This is a genomic window from Nitrospirillum viridazoti CBAmc (genome assembly GCF_000730165.1).
Lineage (GTDB): Bacteria > Pseudomonadota > Alphaproteobacteria > Azospirillales > Azospirillaceae > Nitrospirillum > Nitrospirillum viridazoti.
This window is the reverse complement of record NZ_CP022113.1, coordinates 451,286-468,621: the sequence shown is the minus strand read 5'-3', so window position 1 is coordinate 468,621 and position 17,336 is coordinate 451,286. Positions and strand designations below refer to the sequence as shown.

At 67.7% G+C, this 17,336-nt stretch carries 12 protein-coding genes; 6 read left to right on the top strand and 6 right to left on the bottom strand.

Going from position 1 to position 17,336, the window contains the following annotated elements; all coding sequences use genetic code 11:
• Positions 1-11: 11 nt before the first annotated feature.
• The 3 genes from Y958_RS29925 to Y958_RS29915 form a co-directional block, all read right to left on the bottom strand.
• The gene (locus Y958_RS29925; protein WP_088875559.1) at positions 12-1,541 is read right to left on the bottom strand and encodes an AMP-binding protein; all 1,530 of its coding nucleotides are present in this window, start codon (positions 1,539-1,541) and stop codon (positions 12-14) included.
• A gap of 54 nt (positions 1,542-1,595) precedes the next feature.
• Positions 1,596-2,408, bottom strand: coding sequence for a p-hydroxycinnamoyl CoA hydratase/lyase (locus Y958_RS29920; protein WP_088875558.1), 813 nt, complete (start codon positions 2,406-2,408; stop codon positions 1,596-1,598).
• A gap of 63 nt (positions 2,409-2,471) precedes the next feature.
• The gene (locus Y958_RS29915; protein WP_088875557.1) at positions 2,472-3,458 is read right to left on the bottom strand and encodes an AraC-like ligand-binding domain-containing protein; all 987 of its coding nucleotides are present in this window, start codon (positions 3,456-3,458) and stop codon (positions 2,472-2,474) included.
• 275 nt (positions 3,459-3,733) lie between these two features.
• Here Y958_RS29915 and Y958_RS29910 point away from each other — a divergent pair, with 275 nt between their 5' ends.
• From Y958_RS29910 to Y958_RS29885, 6 genes are all read left to right on the top strand, one after another.
• Positions 3,734-5,251: a carboxylesterase/lipase family protein gene (locus Y958_RS29910; RefSeq protein ID WP_211098809.1), complete on the top strand. Its 1,518-nt coding sequence runs from the start codon at positions 3,734-3,736 to the stop codon at positions 5,249-5,251.
• Positions 5,252-5,389: 138 nt separating this feature from the next.
• Complete coding sequence (locus Y958_RS29905; protein ID WP_211098808.1) at positions 5,390-7,837, top strand: TonB-dependent receptor; 2,448 nt, start codon at positions 5,390-5,392, stop codon at positions 7,835-7,837.
• Between the two features lie 16 nt (positions 7,838-7,853).
• A complete protein-coding gene (locus tag Y958_RS29900) occupies positions 7,854-9,359 on the top strand; it encodes a benzaldehyde dehydrogenase (RefSeq protein ID WP_088875555.1) in 1,506 nt (501 codons plus the stop codon).
• A gap of 22 nt (positions 9,360-9,381) precedes the next feature.
• Positions 9,382-10,497, top strand: a complete 1,116-nt coding sequence (locus Y958_RS29895) for an NAD(P)-dependent alcohol dehydrogenase (protein ID WP_088875554.1) — start codon at positions 9,382-9,384, stop codon at positions 10,495-10,497.
• Positions 10,498-10,577: 80 nt separating this feature from the next.
• Positions 10,578-11,753 carry a helix-turn-helix transcriptional regulator gene (locus tag Y958_RS29890; RefSeq protein WP_088875553.1) on the top strand — a complete coding sequence of 392 codons (1,176 nt, stop codon included), beginning with the start codon at positions 10,578-10,580 and terminating at the stop codon, positions 11,751-11,753.
• A gap of 126 nt (positions 11,754-11,879) precedes the next feature.
• Positions 11,880-13,103 carry a serine hydrolase domain-containing protein gene (locus tag Y958_RS29885; protein ID WP_211098807.1) on the top strand — a complete coding sequence of 408 codons (1,224 nt, stop codon included), beginning with the start codon at positions 11,880-11,882 and terminating at the stop codon, positions 13,101-13,103.
• 70 nt (positions 13,104-13,173) lie between these two features.
• Here Y958_RS29885 and Y958_RS29880 read toward each other — a convergent pair whose 3' ends face one another.
• From Y958_RS29880 to Y958_RS29870, 3 genes are all read right to left on the bottom strand, one after another.
• Entirely contained in the window at positions 13,174-14,634 is a 1,461-nt protein-coding gene (locus Y958_RS29880) for a carbohydrate porin (protein WP_088875552.1), read from the bottom strand.
• A 91-nt stretch (positions 14,635-14,725) separates the two neighbouring features.
• A complete protein-coding gene (locus Y958_RS29875) occupies positions 14,726-16,123 on the bottom strand; it encodes an MFS transporter (protein ID WP_244909701.1) in 1,398 nt (465 codons plus the stop codon).
• A gap of 122 nt (positions 16,124-16,245) precedes the next feature.
• Positions 16,246-17,208 (bottom strand): dihydrodipicolinate synthase family protein, encoded by a 963-nt coding sequence (locus Y958_RS29870; RefSeq protein WP_211098806.1) that lies wholly within the window; start codon positions 17,206-17,208, stop codon positions 16,246-16,248.
• Positions 17,209-17,336: the final 128 nt, after the last annotated feature.

Genomic DNA, 17,336 nt, shown 5'->3' with positions numbered 1-17,336 from the left:
CATTTCCTTGTTCAATCCGCCGCCGCCTGCTGCCGCAGCACATGCTTCTGCACCTTGCCGGATCCGGTGCGGGGCAGGCTTTCGACGATCAGCACCCGCTGGGGACGCTTATAGCGGGCGATGCGGCCATCCAGATGGGCCAGCACCTGCTCCGGCGTCACGGTCTGTCCGGCCCGGACCACGACATAGGCCCAGCCGGCCTCCCCCCAGCGTTCGTCCGGCACGCCGATGACCGCGACCTCGGCCACGCAGTCCAGTTCCATGACCGCCGCCTCCACCTCCGCCGGATAGACGTTTTCCCCGCCGGAGATGAACATGTCCTTCTTGCGGTCCACCAGGTAGTAATAGCCGTCGGCGTCCCGCCGGGCAGCATCGCCGGTGCGCAGCCAGCCGCCCAGTTGCGCCAGGGTGGGCAGTTCCGGACGGCGCCAGTATCCGGCCGACAGGTTCGGGCCGCTGATCCAGACCTCTCCCACCTGGCCGTCGGGCACGTCCCGCCCTTCATCGTCCACCAGGCGCAGGCGCACCGTAGGGCCGGGGATGCCGGCCGACCCCGCCTTGGCGGCGATGCGGTTCCGGTCACCCAGGGGCATGCCCAGAACGGTCCCCGCCTCGCTCATGCCGTAGCCGTCGGCGATGGTGATGCCATCGTCACAGAAGCGCTGGATCAGGGCGGCCGGCATGGGTGCGCCGCCGGTGCACAGGGCCACCAGCCGCCGCAGCCGCGCCGGGTCATAGTCGGGATGCTGGCGCAGCGTCTGGGCCATCTGCGGCACGCACATGTAGTGGGTGACGCCCAGAGCCGGGTCGGCCAGCCGGGTCAGGGTCGCCGCCGGCTCGAACCCCCGGGACACCAGCAGCGTGCCGCCGTGGGTCAACGGCGTCCGCGCCAGCGACACGAGCCCCACCACATGGAACAGCGGCATGTCGCACAGCACGACGGATCCGCCGCTGATCCTGTTCATCAGCCCGAAATTGATGGTGGTGAAGAACAGGTTGCTTTCCGTCAGCAGGGCGCCCTTGGGCCGGCCGGACGTGCCGGAGGTGTAGAGCAGGGTGCTGGGTGCGTCGGCATGAGGCGGGCAGGCCGGACGGATGGGGATGGCCTGGTCCCAATCGGCTTTGGCCGACGCCAGGGTCACGACCCGTGTCCCCGTGCCATCCGCCGCCCGGCGGGCGGTTTCCAGGAACTCGGCATCGGCCAGCAACAGGGCGGGTTCGGCGTCCTGCACCTGGAAGGCCAGTTCCGGCACGGTCAGGCGCCAGTTCAGCGGCGCGAAGATGGACCCCAGCCGCGCGCCGGCCAGATGCAGCACGATCATGGCCGCGTCGTTGCGGCCCAGGACGGCGACGCGCTGGCCGGCGGGGGCGCCCAGCGTTGCCGCCAGCCAGGCGGCGCAGCGATTCACCGCCTGGTCCAGCGCGGCATAGGTGTACCGCCGGCCACTGGTCAGGTCGGCCAGGGCCAGCGTGTCCGGCTGCGCCGCCGCCTGGAAGGCGACCGGGTCCGGTGCGGGCAGGAAGGAGGGGGGCACGGTCATGGCGGCGGGCTTCGCGGTTGCCGAGGGGGGATGGATGGGGAAGGGGCGGCGCCCTTATCCCCGCCGGTAGGCGCCCAGGCCGGGCTTGTAGCTTTTCTCGTCGATGAACTGGCGGATGCCTTCCTTGCGGCCGGTGTTGTCATGGAAATTGGCCGCCTCCTGCGCGCGGACCAGATAGTCCTCGGCATTATCGTAGGTCATCTCCTTGACCCGGCGCACCGCGTCCTTCGTGGCCTTCAGCGCCGCCGGATTCTTTTCCAGCAGCATCCTGGCCACCTGCGTCACCCGGTCCTGCAACTGATCCAATGGCACCGCCTCGTTCACCAGCCGCCATTCGGCGGCCTTTTTGCCGTCGATCAGTTCACCGGTCAGGGCATGGTACATGGCGTCGCGCAGGGGCATCAGGTCGACCACCACCTTGGTCGCGCCGCCGCCGGGCAGAATGCCCCAGTTGATCTCCGACAGGGCGAACTTGGCCTCCTCGGCGGCGATGGCCAGGTCACAGGCGTAGAGCGGGCCATAACCGCCGCCGAAGCACCAGCCGTTGACCATGGCGATGGTCGGCTTCTGGTACCAGCGCAGGGCCCGCCACCAACCATAGCTTTCCCGCTGCGACTGGCGCACGGCGCCCAGGCCCTTGGCCTCCGTCTCGCGGAAATATTCCTTCAGGTCCATGCCGGCCGACCAGGCGCTGCCCTCACCCGACAGGACCAGCACGCCGACGTCGTCGCGGAACTCCAACTCGTCCAGCACCTCCATCATGCGGCGGTTCAGGGCGGGGTTCATGCAGTTGCGCTTTTCAGGCCGGTTGAAGCGCACCCAGGCGATGCCATCGGCGACATGGTAAGCAACGGTATCGGCAGTCATGGTCCTGTTTTCCTGTCACGGGGTCGCACGACCCCTCTTGGGTTGGTTAGTTCGATAATGGGGTCAGGCGGCGAACCGGCCCGCGCGGTAGGCGCGGGGGCTGACGCCGAAATGGGCGCGAAAGCTGCGGCTGAAGTGGGACAGATCGTTGAAGCCGACATCGTAAGCGATGTCGCTGATGGTGCCGCCGGCGGCATCACGCGCCTGTCGCAGCGTGGCGGCGGCCAATTCCAGGCGCCGCGCCAGGATGTAGGCGGTCGCGGTGGTGCCCAGGCTGGCGAACGCCATCTGCACATAGCGGGATGAGATGCCCAACGCCGTCGCGATGCGGGCGCTGTTCAGGCAGGGGTCGCGCAAATGGGCGTCCACGTGCCCCCGCACCTGCCGGGTCCAGTGGGCCAGCGCGCCCCGGGCCGGAACGCCGTCGCCGTCCGACGCCGGCTCACACGCGGCGTCGCCGCGGCAGGCCAAGGCCACCACGTCCAGCAGGATGTCCGCCACGGCGCCGGTCCAGCCCGGTTCCGTCGGCAGATCGGCCTGCGGCGCCAGGGAGCGCAGCAGCGACAGCAGCATACGGGATTCCGGCCGGTCGGCCCCCATGCGCACCCCGACCAGGCGTTCCGGATCGGCCACCCGCCGGGTCAGCAGCGACTGCGGCAGCTTCACCACCAGCATCTGGTTGGTGTCGGCGAAGGCGATGGAATAGGGGCTGCGGCTGTCGCACAGCGTCCAGTCGCCGTCGTTCAGCCAAGCCTCGCGCCCCCCTTGACGGTTGAGGCTGCTGCCCCGGTGTTGGGCGTGGATCTTGAAATAGGGCTCCTCCGCCGCGTGCGGGCGGCCCTGCGGCAGGCGGCACACCTTGGCCGGGCTGGAATTGACATAGGCGAAGTCCAGCCGCCCGAGGGGCTGGCGGACGAGATGGGCGGTGAAGCCATCGTCCCGGGGGTCGACGGCCACGTTCGGAAAGGCCTGGGCGACGATGTCGTTCCAGCACGCCCGCCGCTGTTCCGGCGCTATGGTGTCCACGGAAAAGCGCTCCATGAGGCCCATGGCTCTTTTTCCTCCCTGTTTCGGACGTCCGCAGAATGGGCCGCTTGCCCACCGGAACGCTGCTTGTCGTCAGCATAGCCATGATTGTTATATGACACAACAATTGTGATGGCGAAAATGTCGCCGCAAGGCTGGCGGGCACGTCTTTTCGCCCCACGCCAAGTTCCTTTCGCCCAGTGCCAAGAACTCCCGCCCACGCGCATGGTTAGCTGCGTCCGGCGGCCCGCTCAGGGCCCACATGCGGTGCGTTGGCCAAGGGGACTCGGATGTTGGCGATGGATCAGACGGACACCCTTCGGGTACGGACGGAAGGGGGTGACGTCCTCGGCATGGTCGAGGACGGGGTGAGGGCCTGGCGCGGGATCCCGTACGCGGCACCGCCGGTGGGGGAGTTGCGCTTGCGCGCGCCGCGCCCCGTTGTGCCATGGCGGGGCGTCCGGGCCGCGCATGAGTTCGGCCCCATTCCCATGCAGCGGCGCGGGTTCGAACACATGGGCGGCGCCGGCGACACGACGCCCATGTCCGAGGATTGCCTGACCCTCAACATCACGGCACCCCTCGCGCCCGCCAGGGCGCCCCGCCCCGTGGTGGTCTGGCTTTACGGTGGCGCCTTCGCCCTGGGTGGTTCGCGCGGCCCGCTCTATCGCGGTGACCGCATCGTCAAGGACGGCGACGTCATCTTCGTCAGCCTGAACTACCGGGTCGGCGTCTTCGGCTTCAGCGACTTCAGTGCTTGGTCCACGCCCGCCGGCCCCCTGGACAGCAACGTGGGCCTGCGTGACCAGGTGGCCGCCCTGGCGTGGGTGAAACGGAACATCGCCGCCTTCGGCGGGGACCCGGCCAACGTGACCCTGGCCGGCCATTCGGCGGGTGCCATGTCAGTGCTGTGCCTCATGTGCGCGCCCGTCGCCGCCGGCCTGTTCCACCGCGCCTTCGTGATGAGTCCGGCCGCCCAGTGCGCCTACGGCCCGCAGCGGCATGCCGGTCTGGCACGCGACCTGTTGGCCGCGTTGGAGATCGATCATACGGACATGGCGGCCGTGGGGCAGACTCTGCGTCATCTGCCCGCCGACCGGCTGGTGGAGGCGTCTTTCCACCTGTTCTTTGACAAGGGACCGGACGCCTACCCCGGCGTCCTGGCGACCTCACCGGTCATCGACGGCGATTTCCTGCCTTGGCATCCGGTGGACGCGTTCCGCCAGGGAAAGGCCCACCCCATACCGCTGGTCATCGGCACCATGGCGCGCGAGGGGGCGATCCTCGACAAGGGACTGCCCCTGCTGCCCAGCCGCGTGAACCGGCTGGACGCCATGTTCCAGGCCACGGACCCGGCCGTGCGGGGCCGCGTGGCCCCGGCCTATCGCGGCTACCCCTCCCGCCGGTCGGCGATCGACATGGGGGGCGACTTCATCTTCTGGGCGCCGTCCGTCCTGATCGCCGAAGGGCACGCGGACGTCGCTGACACCTGGATGTACCGCATCGACTATGCGACGCCCTTGGCCCGCCTGATGTTTGGCGGCGCCACCCACGCGCTGGATCTGCCGTTGCTGTTCGGCACGACGGGGGAGGGGGATTTGGGTCGCCTCGACCTGTTCTGCCGCCAGACGTCCAAGCGGGTCAGCCAGCGCTTCCAAGGCGCCTTTCTGAACTTCGCTGACGGCATATCGCCCGGCTGGCCGACATACGACGCGGGCACCCGCCTGACGCGTATCATCGACACGACGGATCGGGAGGAGGGCGATCCGCGCGCTGCGCTACGTGTCGCCTGGGGGGACTATCGCGGCCCACTGTGAACCGCCCGTCTTTCCCTTCGCCTCGCGTCAAATCCCCTTCGCTCCGTTCCAAGATCCGGTGCGGCACCCCGTGTTCTTCTTCGTCATCGATAACCGGGCCGGTTTCCAAGGCCTGGGCAGGAACGGGAGGTGATGAGGATGAGGATAGCCATGCATGTGCCGGGCTTGCGGCGCTGGGGCCTGCTGGCCGGCGTCTCGGCCCTGGTGGTGGCGCCGGCGGCCCTGGCGGCGGAAACGCCCCCTGTAGTCGACCAGTTGCAGGACGTGATTGTGACCGCGCAGAAGCGGGCGGAAAATGTGCAGGACGTGCCCATCGCCGTCTCCAGCTTTTCCGCCGCCGCGCTGGAGGGCAAAGGCATCGACGATGTCCAACGCATTGGCGGCCTGGCCCCCAACGTCACCCTGGACGCAGGCTCGCCCTTTTCCGGCTCCACCTCCGTCCTTTCCGCCTCCATCCGTGGCATCGGCCAGGATGACTTCGCCTTCAACCTGGACCCTGGTGTGGGCGTCTACGTCGACGGCGTCTATCTGGCGCGCACCGTGGGCGCCAACAGCGACCTGATGGACGTCGACCATATCGAGGTGCTGAAGGGCCCGCAGGGCACGCTGTTCGGCCGCAACACCATCGGCGGCGCCATCAGCATCGTCACCCGCCAACCGTCGGAGCAGTATCACGCCACGGCGGCCATCACCGGCGGCAGCTTCAACCGCATTGACGTCGGCGCCTCCGCCGACATCCCCCTGACCGACACCCTGTTCAGCACCATCACCGTCTCCTCCAAGAAACGGGACGGCTATCAGCAGGTGGTGCCCTATCCCGGGGCGGCGGGCACGGTGACCGACGCGGCCGCCTTCTCCCGTTCCGGCAACGGCACCTCGGACACCCAAGGCGGGCAGAACAGCCAGACGGTGCGGGCCAAGCTTTACTGGAAAGGGTCCGGCCCCGTCACCGACACGCTGGTCGCTGACTACACGCAAGAGGACCAGTCGGCCACGGCCAACAGCCTGCTGGGCACGGTGACGGGCGGCGGCCTGTCGGCCCTCTACAACGCCTGCGTCACCCTGCCGGTGGCGACCCTGAACGCGATCAGCGGCGTGGGCGGCAACCCCAATTTCACCAACCTGTGCACCGTGCCCCGAGCGGTGGTGGGCACCGCCCTGACCACGGGTCCGCGCCTGACCTTCGGCAACCAGTTCCTGACGGGCGACATCGACAAGACCTACGGCAACGGCCTCAGCTTCTCCCGCCTGCAATCCTACGGCATCGCCAACACCCTGGACTGGGAACTGGGTGAGGATCTGGACCTGAAGTCCATCACCGCCTATCGCCGCCTGCTGTGGCGCACGGGACTGGACGCCGATGGCTCGCCGCTCACCATCGCCGAGCTGTCGTTCAGCATGGACCAACACCAGACCTCGCAGGAATTCCAGCTGACGGGCAAGGCACTGGACGGCCGCCTGCACTTCGTCAACGGCCTCTATTTCTTCAACGAGGGCGGCAACCTGCACGACTACGTCACCTTCGACGAAGGGCTGCTGCAGCTGGACGGGCCCAATAAGCTGGATACCACCTCGGTCGCCGCCTACACCCACCTGAACTATCAGCTGACCGACCGCATCGGCCTGACGCTGGGCGGCCGCTACACCTGGGAACACAAGACGTTCGAGGGCTTCCAGTCCGACCTGAACGGCCTGAACTACAAGATTTCCGGCTGCTATCCGGTGTCGGAGGCCTGCCGGGCGGCCCTGGGCTTCCCCGTGGCGGGGGAGCCGCTGCGCTACTACCCCGCCGGCGTCAACACCAAGGACTTCTACATCTTCACGCCCCGGCTGGGCGCGGAATACCACCTGACCGACGACGTCATGGCCTATACGTCCTGGTCCAAGGGCTTCAAGTCGGGCAGCTGGACCACGCGCCTGTCCAACCCGCTCGGCACCGCCCCCGGCTTCGGCCCGGAAAAGGCGGAAACGGTGGAATTGGGCGTGAAGTCGGAACTGCTGGACCGGCGCCTGCGCCTGAACGTGGCGGGTTTCCACACCGACTACACCGGCATCCAGCTGAACTTCCAGGAAGGGGTGTCGCCCACCCTGCACAACGCCGGCGACGCCGAGATCTGGGGCGGTGAGGTGGAGGCGCAGGCCCTGCTGGGCGGCGGCTTCACCCTGGACGGCACGCTGGGTTACCTGCACGCCCGCTACACCAGCGTCGATCCCCGTGTGGTGGGCGTGACATTGGACAGCCGCCTGCCCAAGACGCCGGACCTGAAGTTCAGCGTCAGCCCGGCCTACACGGTTGGCTTGGCCAACGGCGCCAGCCTGCGGGTCACCGTCGACTATACCCACACCAATCCCATGTACAACGACACCGCCAACACCGCACTGCTGGAGCGGCAGTCGACCAACGTGGTCAACGCCTCCGTCACCTACACCACGGCGGACGAACGCTGGCAGGCCACGGTGGGCGGCAGCAACATCACCAACGACCGCTACCTGACAACCGGCAACGAGAACGACGCCGCCGGCGTCATCTTCGGCACCTACAGCCCGCCGGCCCAGTGGTTCGCCACCCTGAAATACAAATACTGATCCCGGGAAAGAAGAAATGACCAAGCAGTTGGTGTCCGATGCATCTGACGCCCACCTTGATGGCCCATGGAACACGTCCGGGGATGCCCCAGGCGAGGGGCGGATTTTCACCGGCGCCTGGGTCCCGGCTCGGGGCGGGGTGATCGAGGTGACGGAGCCGGCGACCGGCCGGCTCCTCACCCTGGTGGGGCGGGCGGATCCGGCGGATGTCCGCGCCGCTGGCCAGGCCGCGCGGGCGGCCCAGCCGGCCTGGGCCGCCTTGCTCGCTGCGGCCCGCGCCCGGGTGGTGGAGGACGCGGCGCGGGTGATGGGCGCCATGGGCGACGTCGTGGTGCGCTGGCTGATGCGCGAGGGCGGCTCCGCCGGCGGCAAGGCGCAGGTGGAGCATGAGCACGCGCTGGGCTTCCTGCACCACGCCGCCGCCATGGCGCTGGAGCCCCGCGGCCACATCCTGGCCTCGGCCCCGCCGCGCACCAGCGTGGCGGAGCGGGTGCCCCTGGGCGTGGTGGGCGTCATCTCCCCCTTCAACTTCCCGCTGGTCCTGTCCATCCGCGCGGTGGCGCCGGCCCTGGCCGCCGGCAATGCCGTAGTGCTGAAGCCCGATCCCCGCACACCCGTCTCCGGCGGATTCCTCATCGCCCAGGCCTTCGCCGCCGCCGGCCTGCCCCCCGGATTGCTGCACATCCTGCCCGGCGGGGCGGAGGTGGGGCAGGCGATGTGCGCCGACCCCGACATCGCCATGATCACCTTCACCGGCTCCACCGGCGCCGGCCGCGCGGTGGGGGAGCTGGCGGGGCGCCACCTGAAGAAGGTGCAGTTGGAACTGGGCGGCAAGAACGCCCTGGTCATCCTGGAGGATGCCGACATCGACCTGGCCGCCCGCAATGCCGCCTGGGGCGCCTGGCTGCACCAGGGCCAGATCTGCATGAGCACCGGCCGCATCCTGGTGCACCACAGCCTGCACGACGCCCTGGTGGAGCGCCTGGTGGCCAAGGCACGGGGCCTGCCGGTGGGCGACCCGCTGGACGGTGTCGCCATCGGCCCGCTGATCGACGCCGGCCAGGTGGCCCGGGTGCATGCCATCGTCGAGGCCAGCGTGGCGGCCGGCGCCAAGCTGCTGGCCGGCGGCACGCATGACGGCCGCTGCTACGCCCCCACCGTGCTGACCGGTGTCACCCCCGGCATGCCGGCCTTCGAGGAGGAAATCTTCGGGCCGGTGGCGGTGGTCACGGCCTTCGCCGACGACGACCAGGCGGTGGATCTGGCCAACCGCGGCAACTACGGCCTGGCCGCCGGTGTCATCGGCGCCAATGTCGATCGGGCCGCCCGCCTGGGCGCCCGCCTGCGCACCGGCCACCTGCACATCAACGACCAGACCGTGGTGGCCGAACCCCAGGCGCCCTTCGGCGGCATGGGGGCCTCCGGCAACGGCAGCCGCATCAGCGGCCCCGCCAATTGGGACGAGTTCACCACCTGGCGCTGGACCACCACCCAACCCCAGGCCCCCGCCTATCCCTTCTGACCTGCCAAGGACGCAGCGACCCATGCAGATCACCGCCGCCGTGGCCCACGGCATCAAGGCCCCCCTGACCCTGGAAACCGTGGAGATCGAGGACCCCCGTCCCGATGAGGTGCTGGTGCGGGTGGTGGCCACCGGCGTCTGCCACACCGACATGGCCATGCGCGACCAGGAGCTGCCGGTACCGCCGCCGGCGGTGCTGGGGCATGAGGGGGCGGGCATCGTCGTGCGGGTGGGGGCGGACGTCACCTACGTCGCCCCGGGCGACCGCGTGGTCATGAGCTTCAATTCCTGTGGCGTCTGCCCGTCCTGCCACGACCATGTTCCCGCCTATTGCCATGATTTCTTCGGCCGCAACTTCAGCGGTCGGCGCGCCGATGGCAGCAGCGGCCTGAGCTGGCCGGGGGAAGGGCGGGTGCTGGGCGGCAACGTCTTCGGCCAATCCTCCTTCGCCACCCACGCGTTGTGTCCTGAACGCAACGTGGTGAAGGTGCCGGCGACGGCGCCCCTGGAGATCCTGGGGCCGCTGGGCTGTGGCGTCCTGACCGGGGCGGGCGCGGTCATGAACGCCCTGCGGGTGGCGCGCGGCCGGTCCCTGGCCGTCTTCGGCACCGGGGCCGTGGGGCTCAGCGCCGTGATGGCGGCCCGCGTGATGGGGGCGGCCCCCATCATCGCCATCGACTTGGTGGAGGCCCGGCTGGACTTGGCGCGGGAACTGGGCGCCACCCATGCCTTCAATCCCACCCGCGCATCCGTGGTGGACGGGATCATGGAACTGACAGGCGGTGTGGGTGTCGATTACGCCCTGGACACCACCGCCCGCCTGGCCGTCGTCGGCGACGCCGTCCGCTGCCTGGCGCCGCGCGGCGTCTGCGGCCTGGTGGGCGCCATGCCCTTTGGCCAAACCCTGCCGGTGGATGGCGGCCATCTGATGAGCGGCGGCCGCAGCGTGCGCGGCATCGTCGAGGGCGACGCCGACCCGCACCAGTTCATCCCGGCCCTGATCGACCTGTACCTCGCCGGGCAGTTTCCCTTCGACCGGCTGATCACCTTCTACCCCCTGGCGGAGGTCAACCAGGCCATCCACGACGCCGAAGCCGGACGGACGGTGAAGCCGGTGCTGCGCATGCCGGGGTGGTGATCAAGTCGCCCATCGCGATCCTCATATCCAAAACTTCCACCGTGACATAAGGTTATGGAGGATAAGAATAGGGGAGGGCGATGCACGAGTTGCTGCTTGATCTCTATGCGTGCCCGTCCGCCCCAGAACGATGGCCGGCGGTGCTGGACCAGTTGCGCGACCGCATGTCCGCCCTCAGCGCGGTGGTCCAAGTGCTGGACCACCGGGATGGCCGTTTTCATCCGGTCTGGACGGTGAGGGATTCCTATTCATCGGCCCACTGGCGCGAACATGACCGGGTCTTCAACAACGACAGCAATCCCCGGCTGCGCGTCGGCGCCGGTGACCCCATGCCGCGCCACGCTGCGGTTACGCGGGATGAGGATATTTTTCCGCCCGGCTCCGCTGACCTGAGGGAGGTTCAGCGCCGGCGGCGGGCGCTGAACCTGGGCGCCAACCTCAGCGGCATCATCGAACTGTCGCCCGGCCGCTTCCTGGCGCTGGTGCTGCATCGCTCGGCTGACTGCCCCCGGCCCATGGGCGCGGAAGAAGAGGCACTGGCCGTGACGCTGCTGCCGCACTTGCGCCAAGCCGTCGCGCTGGGTGAGCAGTTGCACATGGCGACGCTGAAGGCCGACCTGCTGGCGGACGCCAGTGAGCGGCTGGGCGCCGGCGTCGTCCTTTGTAATGGCGGCGGGCGCCTGATATGGGCGAATGGGTCGGCCCGCGCCATCCTTGCGGGTTCCCCCGTGATCCGGCAAAGCGCGGGCCATGTCCGCGCTGTCCTGCCCGCCGACGCCATCCCCTTTCGCCGGCTGCTGGCGCGCGCCGCCGGGGAAGCCGTAGAGCGGCCGCTTCTTCTGACGTTGGGGCGGATGGAAGGGGACGCCGTTGTCCAGGTCATGGCCATGGCCACGCGATGGGCGCCGGCGCCGGTCCAGGTTCCGGGACAGCCGCGCCCGGTGCTGTTGCTGCTGCGCGAGCCCGGGCGGCCCCTGAACCTGTCCCCCGCGTCCATCGCCGGGCTTTTCGGCATGTCTTCCGCCGAGGCCCGCCTGACCGCCGGACTGTGCGATGGCCTTTCCGTGGCGGAATACGCGCACCGGCGCGGGATCGCGGAAGGGACGGCGCGCATTCAATTGAAGCGGGCCTTGGCCAAGGCGGGCTGTCCCCGCCAGGCGGAATTGGTGCGGCGGGTTTGCGCGTCGCTGGCCGTCAGCCTGACGCAAGGCGGCGGCCTGGCGGACGCGCCCCGGCTGGCGGCAGCAGTACCCTGACGTCCCGTATCCCATTTGGGAGCCGCCAGCCCTTCGCACCCCCCTTAACATTATCGGTACGGACGCGCGAACCAGGCCTTGTGAAGGCCGGCCACGTTCCGGCGACATCGCCATGAACAGGGGGGAATGATGAAAGTCGATAAAGTAAGGGGCCGGGTGCTCGCTCTCATGGTCCTGCTGGCCCCGTGCGGGGTGCTGGCCTATCCAGCGCCGGTCCCCGACCCGTCGCTGCCGGCCTCGACGGTGCCGCCCGCGATCCAGGATCTGCGCCGCAAGATGAACGACGCCGACGTCAACGCGCTGACCTTCCGGGACATGGACCAACTGTTCACCACCCGGACCGTCGCGCGCTCCGGCCCGGTGTGGGAACTGCCGCGGTCCGACCACGCGCTGGACTTCACCTATTCCTTCAAGGGCCAGCGCTACACGGCGGACCAGTTCCTGGAACGCACCTACACCAACGCCCTGCTGATCCTGAAGGACGGGCGCATCGTCTCGGAGGTTTACCGCAACAACACCGATGCGGCGACGCGCCTCATGGGTTGGTCGATGACCAAGTCCATCACGTCCATCCTCATCGGCTGCGCGGTGCAGGAGGGCCGCATCAAATCCCTGGATGACAGGATCACCCAGTACCTGCCGGAACTGAAGGGCGGCGGCTATGACGGCGCCACCATCCGCCAGGTCCTGCAGATGCGTTCCGGCGTCGATTATGAGGAGCGTTACGACTTCGCCAACCCGGGCATTGCCGCCCGAAACCATGAACTTGCCCTGGTGGAGAACGTCGTCCGCTTCGCCGACGCGGCACGGACCGTCAAGCGCGCGCATGCGCCGGGCGAGGTCTGGCAGTACAAGACCCTGGACACGGCGGTTCTGGGCTGGCTGCTGGAACGCGTCAGCGGCGGCAGCACCATCGCCGCCTATGCCGCCCAACGCCTGTGGGAACCGTTGGGGGCGGAGCGGGATGGCTTCTTCATCATGGACGGGCCGCCCGGCGTGGGCCGCGAGTTCAACGGCGCCGGCTTCAACGCCACGCCGCGCGACTACGCGCGCATCGGCCTGATGATGCTGCAGGACGGCCAGGCCAACGGCCATCAGATCGTCCCCGCCGCCTGGGTCCGGGAATCGACCAAGGCCACCGGCGGGCCCGGCCCGGGCTACGGCTATCAATGGTGGATCCCCAACGACCACGCTTTCCAGGCGATCGGCCTGCAGGGCCAGTACATCTTCGTCGACCGCGCGACCCGCACCGTGGTCGTGAAGCTCAGCTATTTCCCGCCCGAGAACCAGGAGGCGCATGATGAAACGGCCGCCTTCATGGCCGCCGCGTCCGCATGGAGGCCACGGTGAGGGGATGCGCGCGATAAAGAACCAAGCCCGGCGTGCAGGCATATCCCGCCTGCACGCCGGCGCCTGTGCCCTATCGCCAGACGGGGAAGCCCAACACGGCGCCCAACTCGACCGAAAGGCGCACGCCGAATGCCAGGATGTCCTTGGATTGATGGACGGCGCCGGGCCGCAGGATGTTATCCGGGTCCAGGACGTACTGGATGTTGGGGCTGACCTTGATGCCGCGCGCGACCTTGTAGCCGTAATTGATTTCAAAGATGCTTTCGGCGTTGTGCACCGGATCCGTGCCGCCGGCCGCGGCACGCGAGGCGCGCAGGAAATCCACCTCACGCGGGCCCAATTGGATATAGCTGCCGACGATGCCGAAGGTGTCGTCCGGCCGGCTCTCGAATGGCCCCGTCAGTACAAAGCCGAGCAACGTCTGCTTCTTGAATTGGGTGTAGTCCGCGGTTGACCCGATCATACCCCCGAACAGTGTCAGGTTGCGCTGCCGGTCCCCGCTGAAGCGGGCCACGACCATGTCCCCCATGGCGTACCAGCCGGTTTGGCCTTCATCGTGGACCAGCGCCGCGCCTTTGTAGGCGATGCGTGACACGCCGCGGCTGTTAAGAAACGGGTCGGAAACGGGGGAGGTGTTGCGGAAACCGCCCAGACGCACATGGTAGGCATAGTCATCCAGGGGTGATGCGGACTGCAAGCCCATCTCCCCCGCGGTTTGCACGCCGGTCCCGCCCTTGGTCGACCAGTCAAACCCGTTGGTGGGGATGAGGGAAGTGTTGGCTTCGAACGCCCCCGCCTGGACATAGAAGGTCTTGGACAGGTTGGCCTTCACCCGCCCGCCCCAGGTGCCGTAGGGAAAGAAGGACAAGGTCTTGTTCTGGATCGGCAGGACGGCGGGGTTGAAGCAGACGGAATTATTCTGAAAGTTGCAGTAAATGGTTGAGGCGTTAAAGAACGTCAGTGCCGAGACGCGCCCGCCGGTGATGTTGATCTTGCCATCAAACAGGTCCTGATCCAGCGACAGGGCGGAAAGGCGCATGTTGTGGTAGGTCTTGAAGCGGGTCTGAAAGCTGACGGCGTTCAAGGTATGCTCAGCGGCCAGGGATGTGCCGATGGAGTCATTGATCGACATATGGAATGTCGCGCCCGTCCAGCCGACCATCTTATCGAGGTCGAGGTCGGTGCCGAAGGGGGTGGCCAGTGAATTCGCCTTGCCCTGTCCCTGGCCGCCCGTGGTGTTGGCCGCGAACTCATCCACGACCAGGGCGCGCAGGTAAACGCCCCGGTCGGCCAAGGCTTGGCCAATGTCCCTGAAGGGGCCGTCGGGGGGAGGGGGTGTGAACCCGCTTCCGGGGGGTGGAAGGATGTGGAGTTGGGGAATGATCCGGGCGCGATCGGCCTCAGTTTTCGGCGCCGCCTGACCTTCAGCGGTGGTAGCCGGTTTCTCTTGAACGGTTTCAGGTGTGGTTTCAGCCAGGCCGGGGGTCGTGCCCAAGATGATGCACCCCGCCAGCACCGCCAGCGTTTTCATGGATAAAGCCTCCCCTTTCGGACTTCGTCTCGCGCGAAGTTCCGTTGAAATTTCCCGTTGAAATTTTGACGTGTGATCGGACGGCCCAGATCTAGGGCGACAGGGTTTCCAGGGACTTGCCGGTCGTCTCCGGTGCCCGCAGCCACACGGCCAAGCCCGTGACGGCCGATACGACAGCGAAGACCAGGAAGACGGGCGCCACGGAGCCTTGGGCGACGACCATGCCGATCACCCAGGGCCCCGCCATGGATCCGGCGCGCAGCCAGGCGCTGCCCAGGCCGGCCCCTAAGGAGCGCAGGCGCGTCGGGTACAATTCGCCCGAGTAGAGGTAGAGGGAATAGGTGACGGTCTGGACGGCGGCGAAGGCGGGGGTGGCGAGCAGCAGAACGGTCAGCGCGCTGCTCGCCCCCTGCAGATAGAGCGCCGCCAGCGGGATGACGGCGAAGGCCAGGGCACCGATATACCAGCGGCGGCGGCCGACCCGATCGATGACCAGTGCGCAGATGAAGGAGGCCACCAAGGCGGCGCCGGTGGTGATGAAGCCATAACCGATGGCCTGTCCGACCGGCATGTTGAAGACCGTCTTGTAAAGGGTCGGCAACCAGGTGACCAAGCCGTTGTTGATCATGTAGGCGCCGAACCACATGACCCACAGCAGCAGCGTCCGCGGGCCATAGAGTGGACCGAATAGCTCCTTCACCGAGCCCTGGGCTTTTGGGGCGATCACCGTCGTGGGAACGGCCGGTTCCGGCAGAACCTTGCCGCTGCGGATCGCGCTCGCCTCAAGGCGGGCCACGATGGCCTCCGCTTGGGCCAGCCGCCCCTTGCCGATCAGCCAGCGCGGGCTTTCCGACAGGAAGAAGCGCAAGGGTATGACCAGGGCGACCGGCACCATGCCTACGATGAACATGGCCTTCCACCCGGCCTCAGGAACCAGCACCAGGCCGATGGCGCCGGCGGATGTAAGGCCCACCAGGAACAGAAGCTCGTACAGCAGGAAGAAGCGCCCCCGTTTCTTGGCGCCCGACAACTCGTTGACGTAGGCGCTGGCCACGGGGACTTCGCCGCCTGTTCCTATCCCTTGCAGGAAGCGGAACAGCATGAGGGAGTGCGCGTCCCAGGCGAAAATGCAGGCGCAGCTCATGGCGGCGAAGATGGCGATGGCGATGGCCAGGACGGGCAGGCGCCCCAGGCGCTCAGCCAGCCAGCCGAAGATGACCGCGCCGATCAGCTGGCCGAAATATCCGGAGGAGATGATGGCGGCGGTGGCCGCCGGCGTCAGCGCCCATTCCTTCGACAGGATGGGCATGGCGTAGGCGATGGCGATGGTCGTGTACCCATCGAAGAAAGTCGCCATGCCGACACATCCGCGCGCCCACATGACGGGCCTGGTTGCCGGCAGGCGTTCCAGCCGGGCGATGAGGCGGGCACCTTCGGTCATGGACGTGGCGCTCCGTCGCTTCGCGTCGTCCATCAAGATCATATCCATTTGACCCCTCCCTCTGGACGCACGCCTTCCCGCCCCAGCGTACCGGGCGCGTGGCATGTCTTATTGTCTTTATATGGGTGGTCAAGGCACCCCAGCGGACCTGGGGTGCCCCGCAGCCGGAATCAGATGATGGACGCCGCCTTCAGCGCGGCCTTGATCTCAGCCTCCGCTTCAGGGGACAGGTCCCGAAGGGGCGAACGGATCGTCGCGTTTTCAAGGATGCCGCGAGCGACCAGCGCGATCTTCAGGGCCACCGTGCCCTCCATATGCGACCCGCGATGATAGATGGCCTTGGTGACCGGCAGCAGCTGGTCATGAATCTTTCGGGCCTTGGGATAGTCCTTGGCCTTCCCCGCGGCGATGAACTCCACCAGCAACTCAGGCGCCACGTTGCCGTATCCGACCAGCGCGCCGTCCACATCGAACATGGTGTGCAGCAGGTATTCATCATGGCAGGTGAGGATCTGCAGATCGGGGAACTCGTTGCGCAGGACGGGGATTTCCGTGTCCCAGCGACGCATGTTGCGCACGCCGTTCTTGGTGGCCACGACGCCCGGCTGGGCGGCGATCTCCAACTGGGTCTTCAGGTTGTAGCTGGCCTTGGTGACGTCGGGGTACTGGAACAGAATGCACTGCAGGCCGGACTCTTCGTGGATGGCCTTGTAGCGATCCTGCGGCGCCCCGTCCTGGAAGCCGAAACGCAGCCAGCCATGGGACGGGTAGACCAGCGCCCCGATGGCGCCGGCGTCGGCGGCGCGGCGCGCTTCCTTTGCCGCCACTTCGGTGCCTTCGCCGGTAATGCCGGCGATGATGGGGACTTGGCCGCCCACCGCCTCCACCAGCGTTTCAATGAGTTTCACCTGCTCATCCTGGGTCAGGAAGGTGCCTTCACCGGCGTGCCCCAGGCAAACCAGGCTCTTCACCCCGTTGATGGAGACCAGCCATTTCGCCAGCGCGGCGTTGGCTTCGTAATCCACCTTGCCGTCCTTGGTGAAGGCCGTCACCGGGGCCGGGCTCAGGCCACGCAAATCCATGACGGGGGTGCGAAAGGCAGACTTCTCCTGTCGGGAGATGGGCGCGTTCATGGGTTTCCTCACAGTTATCGGTTTCAGGCGACGTCCCATCATTCGGGCAGGGATCGTTCGCGGGAACGTTCCCACGATCGATCCAAAGCCTACTGGAGTCAAGCCCCATCTTGGGGCATACAGAAGGC

What these genes read in the sequence shown, in the direction of transcription:
- Y958_RS29920 (WP_088875558.1), bottom strand. Translation starts at nt 2,408, where the DNA reads ATGACTGCCGATACCGTTGCTTACCATGTCGCCGATGGCATCGCCTGG.
- Y958_RS29875 (WP_244909701.1), bottom strand. Translation starts at nt 16,123, where the DNA reads ATGGATATGATCTTGATGGACGACGCGAAGCGACGGAGCGCCACGTCC.
- Y958_RS29915 (WP_088875557.1), bottom strand. Translation starts at nt 3,458, where the DNA reads ATGGGCCTCATGGAGCGCTTTTCCGTGGACACCATAGCGCCGGAACAG.
- Y958_RS29900 (WP_088875555.1), top strand. Translation starts at nt 7,854, where the DNA reads ATGACCAAGCAGTTGGTGTCCGATGCATCTGACGCCCACCTTGATGGC.
- Y958_RS29910 (WP_211098809.1), top strand. Translation starts at nt 3,734, where the DNA reads ATGGATCAGACGGACACCCTTCGGGTACGGACGGAAGGGGGTGACGTC.
- Y958_RS29870 (WP_211098806.1), bottom strand. Translation starts at nt 17,208, where the DNA reads ATGAACGCGCCCATCTCCCGACAGGAGAAGTCTGCCTTTCGCACCCCC.
- Y958_RS29905 (WP_211098808.1), top strand. Translation starts at nt 5,390, where the DNA reads ATGAGGATAGCCATGCATGTGCCGGGCTTGCGGCGCTGGGGCCTGCTG.
- Y958_RS29885 (WP_211098807.1), top strand. Translation starts at nt 11,880, where the DNA reads ATGATGAAAGTCGATAAAGTAAGGGGCCGGGTGCTCGCTCTCATGGTC.
- Y958_RS29880 (WP_088875552.1), bottom strand. Translation starts at nt 14,634, where the DNA reads ATGAAAACGCTGGCGGTGCTGGCGGGGTGCATCATCTTGGGCACGACC.
- Y958_RS29895 (WP_088875554.1), top strand. Translation starts at nt 9,382, where the DNA reads ATGCAGATCACCGCCGCCGTGGCCCACGGCATCAAGGCCCCCCTGACC.
- Y958_RS29925 (WP_088875559.1), bottom strand. Translation starts at nt 1,541, where the DNA reads ATGACCGTGCCCCCCTCCTTCCTGCCCGCACCGGACCCGGTCGCCTTC.
- Y958_RS29890 (WP_088875553.1), top strand. Translation starts at nt 10,578, where the DNA reads ATGCACGAGTTGCTGCTTGATCTCTATGCGTGCCCGTCCGCCCCAGAA.